This window comes from Paenibacillus sp. FSL H3-0329 (assembly GCF_037963285.1).
Classification (GTDB): Bacteria; Bacillota; Bacilli; order Paenibacillales; family Paenibacillaceae; genus Paenibacillus_AQ; species Paenibacillus_AQ odorifer.
Map to the genome: position 1 here is coordinate 5,776,306 of NZ_CP150150.1, position 14,905 is coordinate 5,791,210.

At 44.8% G+C, this 14,905-nt stretch carries 10 protein-coding genes; 2 read left to right on the forward strand and 8 right to left on the reverse strand.

Features of this window, described 5'->3' with window-relative positions; all coding sequences use genetic code 11:
- Window positions 1–39: 39 nt before the first annotated feature.
- From yunB to NSQ66_RS25535, 5 genes are all read right to left on the reverse strand, one after another.
- Entirely contained in the window at window positions 40–1,119 is a 1,080-nt protein-coding gene (gene yunB, locus NSQ66_RS25515; protein ID WP_076099391.1) for a sporulation protein YunB, read from the reverse strand.
- A 154-nt stretch (window positions 1,120–1,273) separates the two neighbouring features.
- Window positions 1,274–1,885, reverse strand: coding sequence for a VTT domain-containing protein (locus tag NSQ66_RS25520; protein WP_076099392.1), 612 nt, complete (start codon window positions 1,883–1,885; stop codon window positions 1,274–1,276).
- A gap of 287 nt (window positions 1,886–2,172) precedes the next feature.
- Window positions 2,173–3,042: a glycine betaine ABC transporter substrate-binding protein gene (locus tag NSQ66_RS25525; RefSeq protein ID WP_038573223.1), complete on the reverse strand. Its 870-nt coding sequence runs from the start codon at window positions 3,040–3,042 to the stop codon at window positions 2,173–2,175.
- Between the two features lie 13 nt (window positions 3,043–3,055).
- Complete coding sequence (locus tag NSQ66_RS25530) at window positions 3,056–3,889, reverse strand: proline/glycine betaine ABC transporter permease (protein WP_076099393.1); 834 nt, start codon at window positions 3,887–3,889, stop codon at window positions 3,056–3,058.
- Window positions 3,889–5,082 (reverse strand): glycine betaine/L-proline ABC transporter ATP-binding protein, encoded by a 1,194-nt coding sequence (locus NSQ66_RS25535; RefSeq protein ID WP_036685362.1) that lies wholly within the window; start codon window positions 5,080–5,082, stop codon window positions 3,889–3,891. The genes NSQ66_RS25530 and NSQ66_RS25535 overlap by 1 nt, the downstream gene beginning before the upstream one ends.
- A gap of 256 nt (window positions 5,083–5,338) precedes the next feature.
- Between NSQ66_RS25535 and NSQ66_RS25540 the strand changes: the two genes are divergently transcribed.
- On the forward strand, window positions 5,339–5,896 hold the full coding sequence (locus tag NSQ66_RS25540; RefSeq protein ID WP_036685364.1) for a transcriptional regulator: 558 nt from the start codon (window positions 5,339–5,341) through the stop codon (window positions 5,894–5,896).
- A 72-nt stretch (window positions 5,897–5,968) separates the two neighbouring features.
- On the opposite strand, the gene NSQ66_RS25545 is transcribed toward NSQ66_RS25540, so the two are convergent.
- On the reverse strand, window positions 5,969–11,242 hold the full coding sequence (locus tag NSQ66_RS25545; protein WP_339279465.1) for a carbohydrate binding domain-containing protein: 5,274 nt from the start codon (window positions 11,240–11,242) through the stop codon (window positions 5,969–5,971).
- 306 nt (window positions 11,243–11,548) lie between these two features.
- Here NSQ66_RS25545 and NSQ66_RS25550 point away from each other — a divergent pair, with 306 nt between their 5' ends.
- Complete coding sequence (locus NSQ66_RS25550; RefSeq protein ID WP_036685366.1) at window positions 11,549–12,565, forward strand: LacI family DNA-binding transcriptional regulator; 1,017 nt, start codon at window positions 11,549–11,551, stop codon at window positions 12,563–12,565.
- Window positions 12,566–12,692: 127 nt separating this feature from the next.
- Here NSQ66_RS25550 and NSQ66_RS25555 read toward each other — a convergent pair whose 3' ends face one another.
- A complete protein-coding gene (locus NSQ66_RS25555) occupies window positions 12,693–13,703 on the reverse strand; it encodes a ketoacyl-ACP synthase III (protein WP_036685367.1) in 1,011 nt (336 codons plus the stop codon).
- 131 nt (window positions 13,704–13,834) lie between these two features.
- Complete coding sequence (locus NSQ66_RS25560; protein ID WP_162164282.1) at window positions 13,835–14,545, reverse strand: hypothetical protein; 711 nt, start codon at window positions 14,543–14,545, stop codon at window positions 13,835–13,837.
- Between the last annotated feature and the right edge of the window lie 360 nt (window positions 14,546–14,905).

The window sequence follows — 14,905 nt, forward strand, 5'->3', positions numbered from 1 at the left end:
TCTACCTATAGTCTATGAGCACTGAAGCATGATATCCCCTTAATTTCCTCCGCCCGCGCCTTTGTCTTCTTCCGTATGCTCTGCACCCGTACTCGCGGGATCGGTTGCCGCTGGAGACGAGCTGTTATCTTTCTGACTGTTACTGGAGGTATCCTTGCCCTGATCCACTACTCCACTCTTATCCCCGCCTACAGCTGGAGCAGGAATGGCAATTCCCGGAGCACTGCTGCCGTTAGCCCCCACAGGTTGACCTTGATTATCGTAATAATACATAGGTACATCTCCAACAACCATCAGATAAGACACAGGAATTTCTGTATCCACTACCTGCGGCTCCATATCAAAAGGAATGACGACTGCAACCTCTGTCACAATATGAATGTATACCTCGACCAGAATCATATTGATCCCAGCGTTTTGCTGGCGGGTGCTGAGTTCAACCTTAACCGCACCTTGTGGTTCAATCTTGATCGGAATATCGGGTCCATAAGAAGCAATAAGGGGACTGCCCAGCGCTTGCCCCAGCGGAATATATTCTGTTCGATTATGCAATTCCTGCAGCGTAGACTGAATGACCTGTGCCGCTTGCGAAGTAATACGCATATGCTCCGCGTAGTTGAGCATGAACCCTGATATTTTCCCGTTCTTATCCGTCTTCCAATCAATTAACTCTTCCGCATTCCCTCCATTCGCAACCTGAGAGGTAATCGCCTTGTTAATCGATTCCGTAGCGATTTGCTTCACACGTATTTGTGCTAAATGCAGGATGGGCGGCTTCATATGCAGCTCCACATAGCGCAAGGATTGCAGCACCAGCACAAGTATTACTAAGGAGGCTATCAGCCAAAATTTGCGTCGGCTTCTTGGCTTATGTGTTCTTCCGCCTGCAACCGTTACCTTACTCTCTGGCCGGCTGGATAACCTAAAGCGGCCTTTGCTACGTTTGGCTTCAAAGCGCGTACGCTGCGGCCTAACCGCTGCCCGGCTGGGTTTTGACTTGAATGCAGAGCTTCTCGCTGAGAATCTCCGATTCGTGTCCCCATTTATTTTTGGCAGCCGAAAATGGCCTAGATCAGGTATTCTCAGCCTTCGGTTCCCCCATTTTTTCAATCTGCCCATTGCAATAGTCCCTCCCGCCTTACGCAGAGGTCAAGCCACCTCCACTTAATTTAAGGTATTCGCTAAGAGGACAAAAAAGAAGAACGTTCCCTCCGGCAAACTGCGCCTGAAGTAACGTTCTTCATCCTTTAGATCATGAACTGGGAAGATGATATTAGTGCATTCTGCTCCGCTTATCCTCCTGCAAATGGTCCCAATGACGCCGAATAAAGATGCCAATGAGAATAGCTATAAACACCGCATACCAGGTAAGATAACCATTCCATTCTTCACGCGGAACAATTAGGGTGGATCCGATCGTACCGAATAACCATATATAAGACAAATTACCAAGTACGGTTCCCCATATAAAAGATGAGGCTTTAATCGGTGAAACAGCAGACATGAAATTGATTACATTATTCGGAATAATCGGGATCGTACGCAATAGCACCAGTGTCCAAATCCCATATCGATCCAAGTAACGTTGCCATTTATCATAGCGCTTCAGTTTGCTTCTCCATTTTCGGTCAAACCAGTTATACAGATATCGCCGAATGAGAAAATACATCAGTATTCCGCCCAGATTGCAGGCCAGCCAACTGATCAGCATACCTCCAATTACGTTAAAAACAGAGACATGCAGCACGATCAAAATTACGAATGGAAAAAATCCTAATATACTCTGCAAAAGTGCAAGCGGGATGGTCACGAATAAAATAGATGGCCCGCTAAGGCCCAGCGTTTGCAGCAGCCAATCAATCCAGGTATTTATGGTCTCTGTCATGAAGCAGTCTCCTCTCTTGACTCCTTGCAGCAGCTGCCTCCTGATTTACTTTGACAAAGCATAAGTCTAAGTGTGTAAACTAGGTATCCATTCTTATTGAAATATAAGCAGGGTACACTAAGAGCTTGTAATGCTTTGCTTATATTCCCAAGAAAAACACCCCTTACGGGGTGTTTTATTGAATGAGCTTGCTTATGAAGTGTAATGTGTAAAGAACAGTAGTTAGCGTACAAGTTACATTTTTGTTTCCATTTATTCTTCACATCATAACACAGTTTTTAATCTACTTACAATTCTATACCTGCAACCCAAGCATTCACTTTATCCGGATTGCTCTCCACCCAAGTTTTAGCGGCTTCTTCTGGGGACTTCCCACCCTGAACCTCAATCATTACTTTGGCCATATCTTCTGCTGTCCATTCGAATTGATCCAGGAATTTGTAGACATTCGGCATGTCATCTTTCAGACCTTGGCGAACCATCGTGTGGATCTGTTCATCCGCACCGTAAACCCCTTTTGGATCTTCCAGATATTTCAGATCCATATTGGCGAACATCCAGTGTGGTGTCCAGCCTGTAACAACGATTGGCTCGTTGTTGTCATAAGCCTTTTGCAGTTCCTGAGCCATCGCTGCGGATGAGCTTTCAAGAAGTGTGTAATCGCTAAGATCATATTCAGCGATAGCTTTTTCTGTGGTTGTCATAATGCCGGCACCTGGCTCAATGCCGATAATGCGATTGTTCAGCTTTGCTGCCATATCACTGTTCTTCAAGTCTTCAATAGAGTTAATATCCATATAGGCCGGAACAGCCAAGCCAACCTTAGTCCCGTTTAGATTTGCACCCAAATCTTCAATTTTTGCACCGTACTTCTCTAAATAAGCCGCATGGGTGCTTGGCAGCCAAGCTGCAACCATTCCATCCGCACTACCGTCTGCAACCCCAGCCCACATTGGACCAGCATCTACCTGCAGCATTTCAACGGTAGCTCCAAGCTTAGTTTCAAGTACTTCCTTTACTACATAAGTACTCGCAATTTCCGAATCCCATGCTACATATGCTAATTTTACCTTCTCTTTACTTGATGAAGAACATCCAGCAATAACAGCAATCATCATAATAACTAACAGGAATACCCCTATATTTTTCTTCTTCATTTATTTAAAACTCCTATCTTTGTTTTGGTTTTAGTGCGTTCTGTGTCAAACGGTCCAGCAGAATGGCGATAATAACGATCGCAATCCCTGCTTCGAATCCGTCTCCTGTCTTAGCCTGTGATACCGCACGGTATACATAGGCACCCACGCCCTGTGCACCAATCATCGATGAGATAACAACCATTGACAGTGACAACATAATGGTCTGGTTCACACCTGCCATAATTGTTGGTAAAGCGATTGGAAGCTGCAATTTAACCAATTTCTGAGTAGGTGTCGATCCGAAAGCATCTGCTGCCTCCACCAGTTCCTCCGAAACCTGACGAATTCCGAGATTGGTCAAGCGAATCGTTGGCGGAATTGCAAAAATAATCGAAGCAATAACCCCTGGAACTACGCCCAGTGAGAAAAAGGATACCGCTGGCAATAAATATACAAAAGCCGGCATCGTCTGCATAAAGTCCAAAATAGGCGTAACTATATTTCTAACGGTATTTCTCTGCGCACATAAAATACCAATCGGCACACCAATTACTACAGCCAATATCGAGGCGGTTAGAACAAGGGCCAAGGACTGCATAGAAGGTCCCCATAATCCAAGATTATCGATCAGAAGCAACCCAATGACCGCAAATAGTGCCATGCGCCATTTACCGATCCAATAAGACAAAGCTGCAATAAGCACGATAAGTACTAGTGCTGGCAGGAAGGTAAGTGCATTTTCAATGCCAGCCACCATACCACCGATAATCGAATGGATGAAGTCAAACAGGGGCCCACAATAAGTCGTCAGCCAATTTTCCAACCACTCGAGTGCCTTTCCCAAAGGCAGTTTAGGAATGTCCATTATAATCCTCCTTCCGGTACCGCGTTGCCGGCGAGTGCGGAAAGAACGGCTCCTTTAATCACAATACCCTTCAATTTATCCGCTTCATCTACGACGGCTACAGGCAAATGTGTCTCAGATATTAATTCAAAGAAATCATTGAGTAGCGTTTCCGGTTGTACACGTGGGATTTCTCTCCGCGTTACTTCCAGAATAGATTTATTATCATTCAGTGCCTTAAGGGCATCCTCAGCTGTAATAACACCCAGAAGCTTATTTTCCTTGTCCACTACATACAGACTGAATATACCACTGTCACGCATTAATTGAAGCGCTACCCGAGGCCCGCGTTCAGGTCTGACTGTTTCCGGCTGACGCATTACATGAGCTGCAGTCAATACCTTAGACAAGTCCACATCCTCCACGAATCGCTCTACATATTTATTGGCAGGTTGGATGAGGATTTCTTCCGGTGTACCAATTTGCACAATGACTCCGTCCTTCATCAGTGCGATCCGATCTCCAATCCGCAAAGCTTCGTCTAGATCATGAGTGATAAACACGATGGTCTTCTTCACTCTGGCCTGTAATTCCAGCAGCTCTTGCTGCATGTCTTTACGAATAAGCGGATCCAGTGCACTAAATGCCTCATCCATAAGCAGGATATCCGGGTCGTTGGCAAGGCCCCGTGCCAGTCCAACACGCTGCTGCATCCCTCCACTGAGTTGATCAGGACGATGATTCTCCCAACCTTTCAGACCTACCAGATGCAAGGCTTCCGTTGCCAGTTCAGTTCTTTTCTTTTTATCTACGCCCTGAACTTCAAGCCCGTATGCTGCATTCTCCAGTACGCTTCGATGTGGAAATAATGCGAACTTCTGAAACACCATGCCGATGTTCTTCCGTCTGAATTGGCGCAGCTGCTCCGGATTCATTTTCACAACATCTTTCCCTTTAAAAAGAACTTGCCCCCCTGTAGGCTCAATCAAGCGGTTCAACAAACGAACCAGCGTCGACTTACCGCTGCCGGACAAACCCATAATGACGAATATTTCTCCTTCTTCAATGCTGAATTCGGCTTTGTTGACTCCGACTGTCAACTTCAATTCCTGAGCAATTTTTTCCTTCGACATCCCTTGCTCTAATAAAGGAATCGCGCGTCCCGCATCATGACCGAATACTTTGGTTAGTTGTTTCACCTCTATAATAGCCATGCCGTCCTCCTTCTCCCGAAATGTTATCCGGGTTTAGTTCACTTATAGTAGTTTACCGGACTATTGAAAATTCATGCAAACACCATATACGGATAAAAATTAGTGTACAGTTTTAACTTTACGAACTTTATGTATGGAATACTCTGTTTTACGCCAAATTCCTTTCTTCATGAATTCTTTACTTATGGAGGGGGATTTGATTACAATACATTGTATAAGGTTGCAGTCTATCGACCTATTCCTCAGGAGGGACATCATGAACGATTTAGAAGGGCTTACGCCCGAACAAATAGAGAAGATTAGTAAAGCCCGTGAACGTGTGATCGATTCTATCGGCAAAAACATGGATCTGTATGGCATTACCTTGTCTATTGGACATTTATACGGTTATATGTACTTCAATCAAGGTCCAGTAACACTGGATGAGCTCAGCAAAACAATGGGAATGAGTAAAACGTCCATGAGTACGGGAGTCCGTACCCTTCTAGATCTGAAAATGATCGACAAAGTATGGGGGAGAGGGACGCGCAAAGACTTGTTCACCACTGTGCCTGACTGGCATCAGAACTTCAGTGATTACTTCTCTATTAAATGGAGAAAAGCCGTCGAAGGTAATATGATCTCACTAGCGAAATCACTTGCAGAAATTAACGATATGAAAAAAGAGTATAGTGACGATAGTAAACTTATGCAGCTCTTAAATACAGATGAAGAAAAAATAACTGAATCCATTAACTACTACCGCTGGTTGCTGAAACTAATAGAATCTTTTGAGAGTGGCAAAATTTTTGAATTTATCCCTAAAGAAACTTAAATCAAACCCACAAAAAACACACAAAAAAACGACAGTGCTCCTGTAAAAGGAAAACACTGCCGTTTTTTTCGTTTACCCTTCGATCAAGCTTACATCATCCAAATAAATTGTACTGCCCGCGCTAATTTCACTATTCGTCTCCGTACTATTCCCATCTATAAGCCCTAGCAAAAACACCAGATGAACACCAGCGTCTGTTGCCCCATTCATTGTAAAAGTGTAGCTGTATTCGTCCATATTCTGGGTCAAGGCTACAAGCTCAGCTTCCATATATTTGGTGTAGTCCCCGCCTTTATGCTCCACAGCTACCTGAATATTGCGGTTTACTGTAGAACGAGCTTTAAACTTCAAGGTGTACGTTTTTCCCTGAACGAGCTTGAGATTTTCGTAATCCACCTGTGCGCTATAAGGGGCTTGCCCGGTACCTGTTAAGTTGATAGCAAATTCCCCCTCTTGAACAGAAGCAGATCCGATTCCGTCAAAATACTGGCTCCAGCCCGTTGCATCTACATCGAAGGTTCCATTATCCAGCGTACCGCTTGGCGGTATTACTGGTGGACCCCCTTGTACCTCCCTGACCACAATATCGTCAAAAGAAATCGTATGCGGCGTACTATTAGCCGCAGGATCAGCGCCCAGCGTTTTGCCGATCAGATAATTAAGCTTCAGCGGGTTGCTGTTCGACACCGTAAATTGTGCTGTATAAGTAGCCCAATCCGCATGAATATCAAACTTAGCTTGCGCGGAAGCAGCTGAAGTATTGGAGTATTCTAACACAATTTGGCGCGGAACCGTTGATTTCGCTTTGAAGCTCACCTCATACGTTTTTCCGCCCTCCAGTGGAATACCCTCTTGGAAAAATTGTGTATGCCACACCTCCCATCCGGCCGACGTAATCAGAATTTCAGCTACGCCATCCTTCACATTAAACGCGGAGACGCCACCTTCTCCGGACCAAGTAGTCCAGCCCGTCTTATCGCTGCCAAACGAACCATTGATAACTAGATTGTTATCATTAGCTAGAATAGTCTGCGCGACAGTTGCAGTAACATAATGTTCAGCCTCAACAGTAATGGTATAACTTCCTTCTTCCGGAAATACTGCTGCTTCAATTGTGATTTTTCCCGGTTCAATAGTGTACTGCTCTGCATTAAGTGTTGTACCGTTAACCTTTACCGCCATGATTTGATTCCGCCAATTTTCATTATCGATAAAAGTAAGCTCAATCGGTTGCGAAACTCTGTTATTGCTGCTGTCGCTTAGCAGCTCCTGCGGTTTGGCCGGTGCATTTTTGATCTCAAATTTCACATTGTCAATGATAATATCATGGTTTTGAGGAATACTAATCCCCTCAACCTTCCCAAGCAGGAATTTAAGAGACAATGTATCCTTGCTGCCTTGCCGGAATTCGAATCTGTAATGATTCGTCTCCGGCGTTACCTCCACAATATTGCTGAATGAGGCCTGATACGTACCATTTTCTACGTTCACCCCGATTTTGCGGATTACGGTTGAACTGGCATCAAATTCAACCACATAATCCATTCCAGCAGCAGCTTTCAAGTTGTTCTGAAACAACATTACAGAATACGCCTGACTGCCGGTATTCGTAATGCTAAATTTTGCTGCTCCATCTGCAACCGTAGCGCTGCTCTGACCACCCTGCTCTGTCAACAGGCGATCCCAGGCGCTAAACCCAAAGTTAAATTCACCATTCAGGAGCGGGTAATATATTAGCGATGGATCAAAATAGAAGCTATTACGTATCATCTGGAAGTTATCCAGAACGACTGTATCCACAGCTCCGTTTAACAGTAATACGAATTGTCCTTCATGATCGGTTGCACCTGCAAGATTGATAAAGGTGGCTTTAATTTTTTGCTCACCTTCGCTTAAGCTAACCGGTTGTTCTGCCTGTACACTGCCGTCTTTTCCTAGTAGTTGGACCGTTCCTGTGCGTGCAGAGGATACTGAAGCATTGAAGGTAACCTCGTAGTCCTGCCCTTGAATGAGCTGAATTCCCTTCTGAAGTAACCGAACCTCACCATTTTCACTGCCGCCAATCTGTAGCTTTAACTGGCCATTGTCATTAACGCTTGATTCTACCGTTGCACCACCAGCTGCTTCCGTATGCCAATAACTCATCCGATTGGGTTCCCCAATATCGAAAGTACCATTGTACAGATGATTACCGTTGGCCAGCGGTTCCTTCGCACTATCATGCGGGAATTGAATATTCTCAATCTCTTCTAATCTGACATTACCAAACCATACCGGTGAAGTATTGGTACCCACGTTGAACTCGACGCGTGCAGCAATATCTGAGTTCTCCTTCATTTGAAACATCGTTTCGTAATGCGTCATCGCTGAAGTTAGATCTACCTTAAGCGATGGAGAATACGCTGCAAATCCACGAGATTCTCCACCTGTTAACCGAACGCTCATACTGCGGGACATATCGGTTTTGGCATCGAAGCTGAGTTTATAGAACCTGCCTTTAGCTATAGATACGATAGCTTGGGGTTGAATCGAATAAAAATTGCCGCCACCACTGCTGATATCTACCTTCACATAATTGCGCTCCCCAATAGGAACGGTAGAAACCGTAGCTTCAGCCCCTGCTTCTTTATAAAGTACCCAATGTGCGGTATTCGGGATTCCCATACCGTCATCCCCCGGCACCTGCTCCGAATAATTGTTGTTATAGACCATGTTGCCGTCTGCCAGTGCAAGCTTGGAGCCTTCTGGATAGGCTTCCTTCTCCAGTGTAACTGGAATAGGCTCGCGGTACTCACGACCTGTCAGCTCATAGACTCTAACGTAATCGATCTCCATCGATTTTGGAAATACGGTTTCGCTAGTCGGATCACCATCAAAGTTACCGCCTACGGCCAGATTCATCAGCAAGTGGAACTTCTGATTAAACGGCGCTGGATACACATTATTGGCAGGCTGCCCATTGCTGATGCTATACCAGTCATTTTTGGTCGAATATAATTCACCATCCACATACCAGCGAATTTCGCCCGGCTCCCACTCAATAGAGTACGTATGGAACTGCTCAATCGTAGCGTTATCCGGAAATACATACTCTTTGCCGGAGTATACATTGTTCGGCGCCATACCGCCGTAATGAATCGTCCCCGCTACCGTGTTTGGACGACTGCCCCAGCCTTCCATAATATCAAGCTCACCGGAAGCAGCCCAAGTCCCGTACACATCGTTCTCCGGCAGCATCCAGATCGCCGGCCAGTACCCTTTTCCAGTAGGTGCTTTGGCCCGAATTTCAAATTTGCCATATTTTTTACTAAACAACCCTTTAGTCTTAATCCGTGTAGAAGTATATTGTTTGCCAGCTTTTTCTTCTTTGTGGGCCGTAATGATCAGGTTACCGTCCTGTTCCTTTACATTCTTCTCATCGTTGGTATACCACTGCTTCTCATTGTTTCCCCAACCTGGATTGTTGTATTGCGAACCATCTCCAAGGTCATAGGTCCACTTTGTAGCATCAATGTCTCCATCATCAAACTCATCCCCCCACACCAGTGTCCACGGATCAGTGGTCGGTGTTGGTGTTGGTGTTGGTGTGGCTGTTGGTGTCGGTGTGGCTGTTGGTGTTGGTGTCGGTGTGGCTGTTGGCGTTGGCGTTGGCGTTGGCGTTGGTGTTGGTGTTGGTGTTGGTGTTGGTGTTGGTGTTGGTGTGGCTGTTGGTGTCGGTGTGGCTGTTGGTGTTGGTGTCGGTGTGGCTGTTGGCGTTGGCGTTGGCGTTGGTGTTGGTGTTGGTGTTGGTGTTGGTGTTGGTGTTGGTGTTGGTGTTGGTGTTGGTGTCGGTGTCGGTGTCGGTGTCGGTGTTTCGGTTGGTGTTGGTGTCGCTGTTGGTGTTTCGGTTGGTGTAGCAGTGGCCGTAGGTGCCGCCGTTGCTTCAGGTGTGGCGCTTGGCGTCGTTATTGGACCTACATTCCCCGAACTGCTTGGCGCTGAGCTTGCTATTGGCAATGTTGTTTTGCCAGTGTTTCCTTTTTTCATTGCTACACCGCCAATCGTCACTCCATCGGCTTTGTTATCTATTGTGGTTACGCTTCCGCTGCCTTGAATTGCTGTAGCTCCAGCGCTCGCAGATAGGATTAGTGCCGCCACTTGTGAATTGTTCTCCAATGTTAAATGGGTCGGACTTCCCAGAGTAAGGCTGCCGACAGTTCCAAGGATTCTTAACAAAGAACCGCTGACTGCTGAGTCTGCTGAACGAACCGCTCCAAATGTTCCGCGAAGCGAAATATTGTGAGGAACGACATCCATCTCAACATCCCCAAACCCTGCCCCGGTAAGATCGCTGCTTTCTTCCAAGATTGACCCAGATAGCAGCTGCACAGTACCCACAGCTGTCGACCCGCTGGCATAAATCCGAACCTTACCATTAGGCTTGGCTACTTGAAGCAGTCCAAGAGAAGTATGGTGTAAGCCGATACTTTGCTCGCCGCCTCCCCGTACAAAAGTAGTCCCTGTTACCTTTACACCTTCAAGCTTTGCATTCCCTTCAGCTATCCCCTCGGTTAGATAAAGATTACCTTGGATGACCGTGTCTTTAAGAATCACATCAGCCCGATTAATGACTACATTGCCCTTTACTGTTCCTAGTGAAGTCTCTCCTGATTTCAGGAGGAGTCCCGAAACCATTCGATCAGCCAACTGAGCTAACTCTGCACGGGTGATCCCACCATCAGGCTTAAACAAACCTCCAGGATAACCTTTTACATAACCTGCACTCGATAGAACGGCTATTGCTTTTGCGGTTTCATCGCTGACTCCGTTCAGATCGGTGAATGCTGTTGTACTGCTTTTGTCTGCATTGAAACGAAACACTTTCTCCAATGCTAACGCTGCCTCCGCGCGCGAAAGTGCTTTTGAAGGATAAATATTGTTCTTCTGATCACTGCTTAAATAACCAGCTGCAATCCCTTTGGCTATATCATTTTTATACCAGTCTGTGGTCTGGACATCAGCGGGAACCTTATCCGATTGCTCCTGATAATTAAATATACGATTCATAATAGCTGCGAATTCTGCCTTCGTGACTTCCTTACCCGGACGAAACGACCCGTCGTCATATCCGCTTATGATCCCATTTGTGCTCCAACGCTGTAATGGACCTGCGGCCCAATGATTTGGAGATACATCGGTAAACGCTTTCAATCCATTGATTGGTTCATTTTCCACTTTCGTTGCCGCTGAATCAGGTGAGTTTTCCTTTAACGCCTCTGCCGCTGAAGCATTCATGCTCCCAACCGGTGATAGCAGCCCGGTGACAAGGAGCATAGCAGCAAGTGCTGCTGTGAAATTCCTTTTCATCCTAAACATCACTCCTCGAATTTCGTAATATTCGTAATTCAAGCGAAAAATCGAAATCGGTTTCGACAATGCTATTGTTGCTTAGTTTTCTATTTTTGTAAAGATGTAATTTTGAATTTTTTTACATAGATTATTTTGGAGTAAATCTGCATAGTGAAATATATATTTGACTTGTTTCGGCAATAATAATAGACTGAAAATAATTGAATTTTCATTCACCCTATTCATAATAACTCGCAAATAACCGCTCTAGAACAGTCTTTTTCTCAAATTTCAACGATTTAGCGGAGGGTGGCATTATTAACTATGAATATCAAAATGATTGCCGAAATGGCCGGCGTTTCTGTCTCGACTGTTTCGAAAATTATGAACAATTACAGTGATGTTTCCGAAAAGACCAAGCAAAGAGTTTTGGAAATCATCGAACAAACCGGATATTCACCTTCCAACTCCGCCAAGACACTCGCAACTAAGAAGTCGAATCTGATCGGGGTTATTTTTGCTGGCGAGCTTAATGTCGAATTTACACATCCCTTTTTCGTAGAAGTGCTAAATTCTTTTAAAAAGCAGATGGGCGTTCTGGGCTACGATCTCATTTTCTTTTCCAACGAGAAATTCATCAGCAGCGGCGATTATTTCGCTCGATCTGTTCATTTTAATGTGGATGGATGTGTCATTATTTCCGGACAAAAGATGGAGCCTACCATCCGCGATCTGGATATGAGCAGTATTCCTTGTATCGGGGTCGACCTTGAGCTAAAGGGCAAAAAATCCGGCTTTGTGATGTCAGATAACTTTCAGGTTTCTTCCAAGGTCGTGGAGCATTTTTATCTGCTTGGCTATAGAGAACTTGGATTTATCGGAAGTGCAGCGGATTCAGATATTTCTAACCTGCGGGAATCCGGATATGTCAAAGCTATTGAAAGCTTCGGCCTCACTTTGAACCGTCAGTGGTTTGTTCATGGCGACGATTTCTTTGAGCCCAGCGGTTATACGGCTATGCAGCAATTAATTCAAGCCGGAAATTTACCAAAAGCCATTTTTGCGGCTTCTGATTTGCTGGCTCTGGGAGCCATCCGGGCTTTGAAAGAACACGGTCTCAGCGTTCCTGAAGATATTGCCATTATCGGATGTGACGACATTGAAGCCTGTAAATATACCAGTCCAAAACTGTCGACCATCCGCCAGAACAAAGAACGGCTTGGCATCCTCGCTGCCCATATGCTCTATGACTTGATTAACAATCAGTCTGGCGGTGGATCATTTGTAGTGGAGCCTGTGCTTATTGTGCGTGAATCCTGTGGCAGTCAATTAAATACTTAGTTAATCAACAAAAAAAGACAACGGCTTATGTAAGCGGGTTTCCGCAAACGGCGTTGTCTTTTTATTGATTATCGAAAATGTTTCGTTATCTATCTTCATTGGTCTCTAGCTGGTCGAACTCCACCTCTTAATATGGAGTAGGTATCCCTACCTGATGATCCAAATTCAACTCAATCAATTGTCCTGCCTGGGTTAATCCGGCACCAAAACCATACATCAGGATCTTTTGTCCATTTTGTACCTTGCCCTCGCGGATGCCCAAATCAAGTGCTAAAGGAATCGTGGCAGCCGAAGTATTCCCGAAATTCACAAGACTGTGCAGCACCTGCTCCAGCGGATAATTTAATCGCTCGCATATTGGCTCAATCATTCGCATATTAGCGCTGTGGGGAATAAACCAGTCTACTTCCTCCAGACCTACCTCCGCTTTTTCAAGCAGCTGTTGCACACCTAAAGGAACCGTTCTGACCGCCCAGCGAAACACTTCTCGTCCGTTCTGTACCAGCATTTGTGTATCTACCAGCTCAATATTGTTTACAGTATGGGCAAGCCCCGTACGGTAAACATGATGTGCCCCACCGCCATCACTTGCCAGCTGGAAGCCTAAAAATCCCGTCGTCTGCTCATCACTTTCCACAAGCACTGCTCCAGCGCCATCCCCAAAAAGAATACATGTACTGCGGTCAGTATAATCCGTAATCTTGGAGATCGTATCCGCACCAATAACCAGTACCTTGCGATGCATTCCTGAAGCCACATAACTGTGAGCAGTATGCAGTGCATAGACAAAACCTGCGCATGCTGCACTCAAATCCATAGCACCAGCAGTCTGCGGAATGTTAAAACGATTTTGAATCAAAGAAGCTACTGAGGGAAAGGAAAAGTCAGGTGTACTCGTAGCTACCAGGACCATATCGACATCCTGAACGCTTTTTCCATAACGAGTCATAAGATCCTGCACAGCTGCTGCACATAAATCACTTGTATACTCATCCTGCCGACTAATTCGGCGCTCACGGATTCCGGTCCGTTGCACAATCCATTCATTATTTGTATCTACGATCTGCTCCAGATCGGCATTAGTCAGTCTTTTGGCTGGGACATAGGTTCCGATAGCGGTAATTTTTGCACCTGTCATTCCAATCACCTCTTCAATTAGTATCTGATATTAGTACTTGGTACTAATTATAACTCTGTGCCTGCTAAAAAGCAAAGAAGGCCGGTAAAGCATCCTAGCTTCCCGGCACTTCCGTAACTTTACGAACCCACTTAGAAACGTTTCCTATTACGCTGCTTTCTTTTTCTGACGAACAATATAATCGCAGTTGCAATAACCACCACTAAAATGATAAGCACAATCACGATATTCCATACATTAGGCACATAAACCTGCATTTGAATTGGCTCTGTATCCGCTAGTGTAACATTCCAAGTAAGGGTTCTGCCGTCCTCCACATTTGCATTATTGTCTCCATATAGATCCACAGGTAACGTTAATTTAAAGTCGAAAGCCATGTTTTGCAAAAAAGCCCGAATAATCGGCTTCGATAAACTGAGCGATCCCATATTATCCATTATGGTGTCTATGTAGCTATTTAATTTGGGCTTCGCCTCAACGTCATATTTGGTATAAAACCAATTATCTTTGGTATCTAATTTCAGGTCCACAATATCCAAGTCACCAGAAAGTGCTTTCATATCCTCAAAAGAGGCATAAGATTTCACGAATTCATAGACTGTAGATTTTCCATCTTGGCTTTTCTCTAGCTCAATCCCCTGATCCTTAAGTTTGTTTACCAGAGCATCTTCCATTTTTCCGCTAATCAACGCTTCTGCACGCGAATTCACTTTCATGTTCACTGCAATATCTACGCTTCCGTTCTTATTCACTGTGACATGAGCAGTGCCTTTAGAACAGCCTGATAATAGTACAAGCATTAAGAGCAGCCCTAGTAACGAAAACCCTCTCCATTTTGACAACAACATTTCCCTCAAACCCTTCAGTAACATGTATTTATATAACGGCTACCCATTCTATAAAGGCTAACTCATTTATATCATAGAATCAAACTCTATATGAATGAATAATCAAATTTGAGAACCGTCAAACTTAAACTTTATACGCGCATAAAAAAGAGGCCCTCACAGAAGTAATCATTTCTACTCATGAGGTAACCTCTTTCATAAAAACAGCACACGTAATGTTACTTCGAACGCTAGTTGTTCATACGATGCTCAATGTTACTTGGAGTGCCTATTGTTACTCAAGATGCTCATTGTTACTTGGAGTGCTCGACGTTACTCGGGATGCTCAATATTATTCGGAGTGCTTATTGTCGC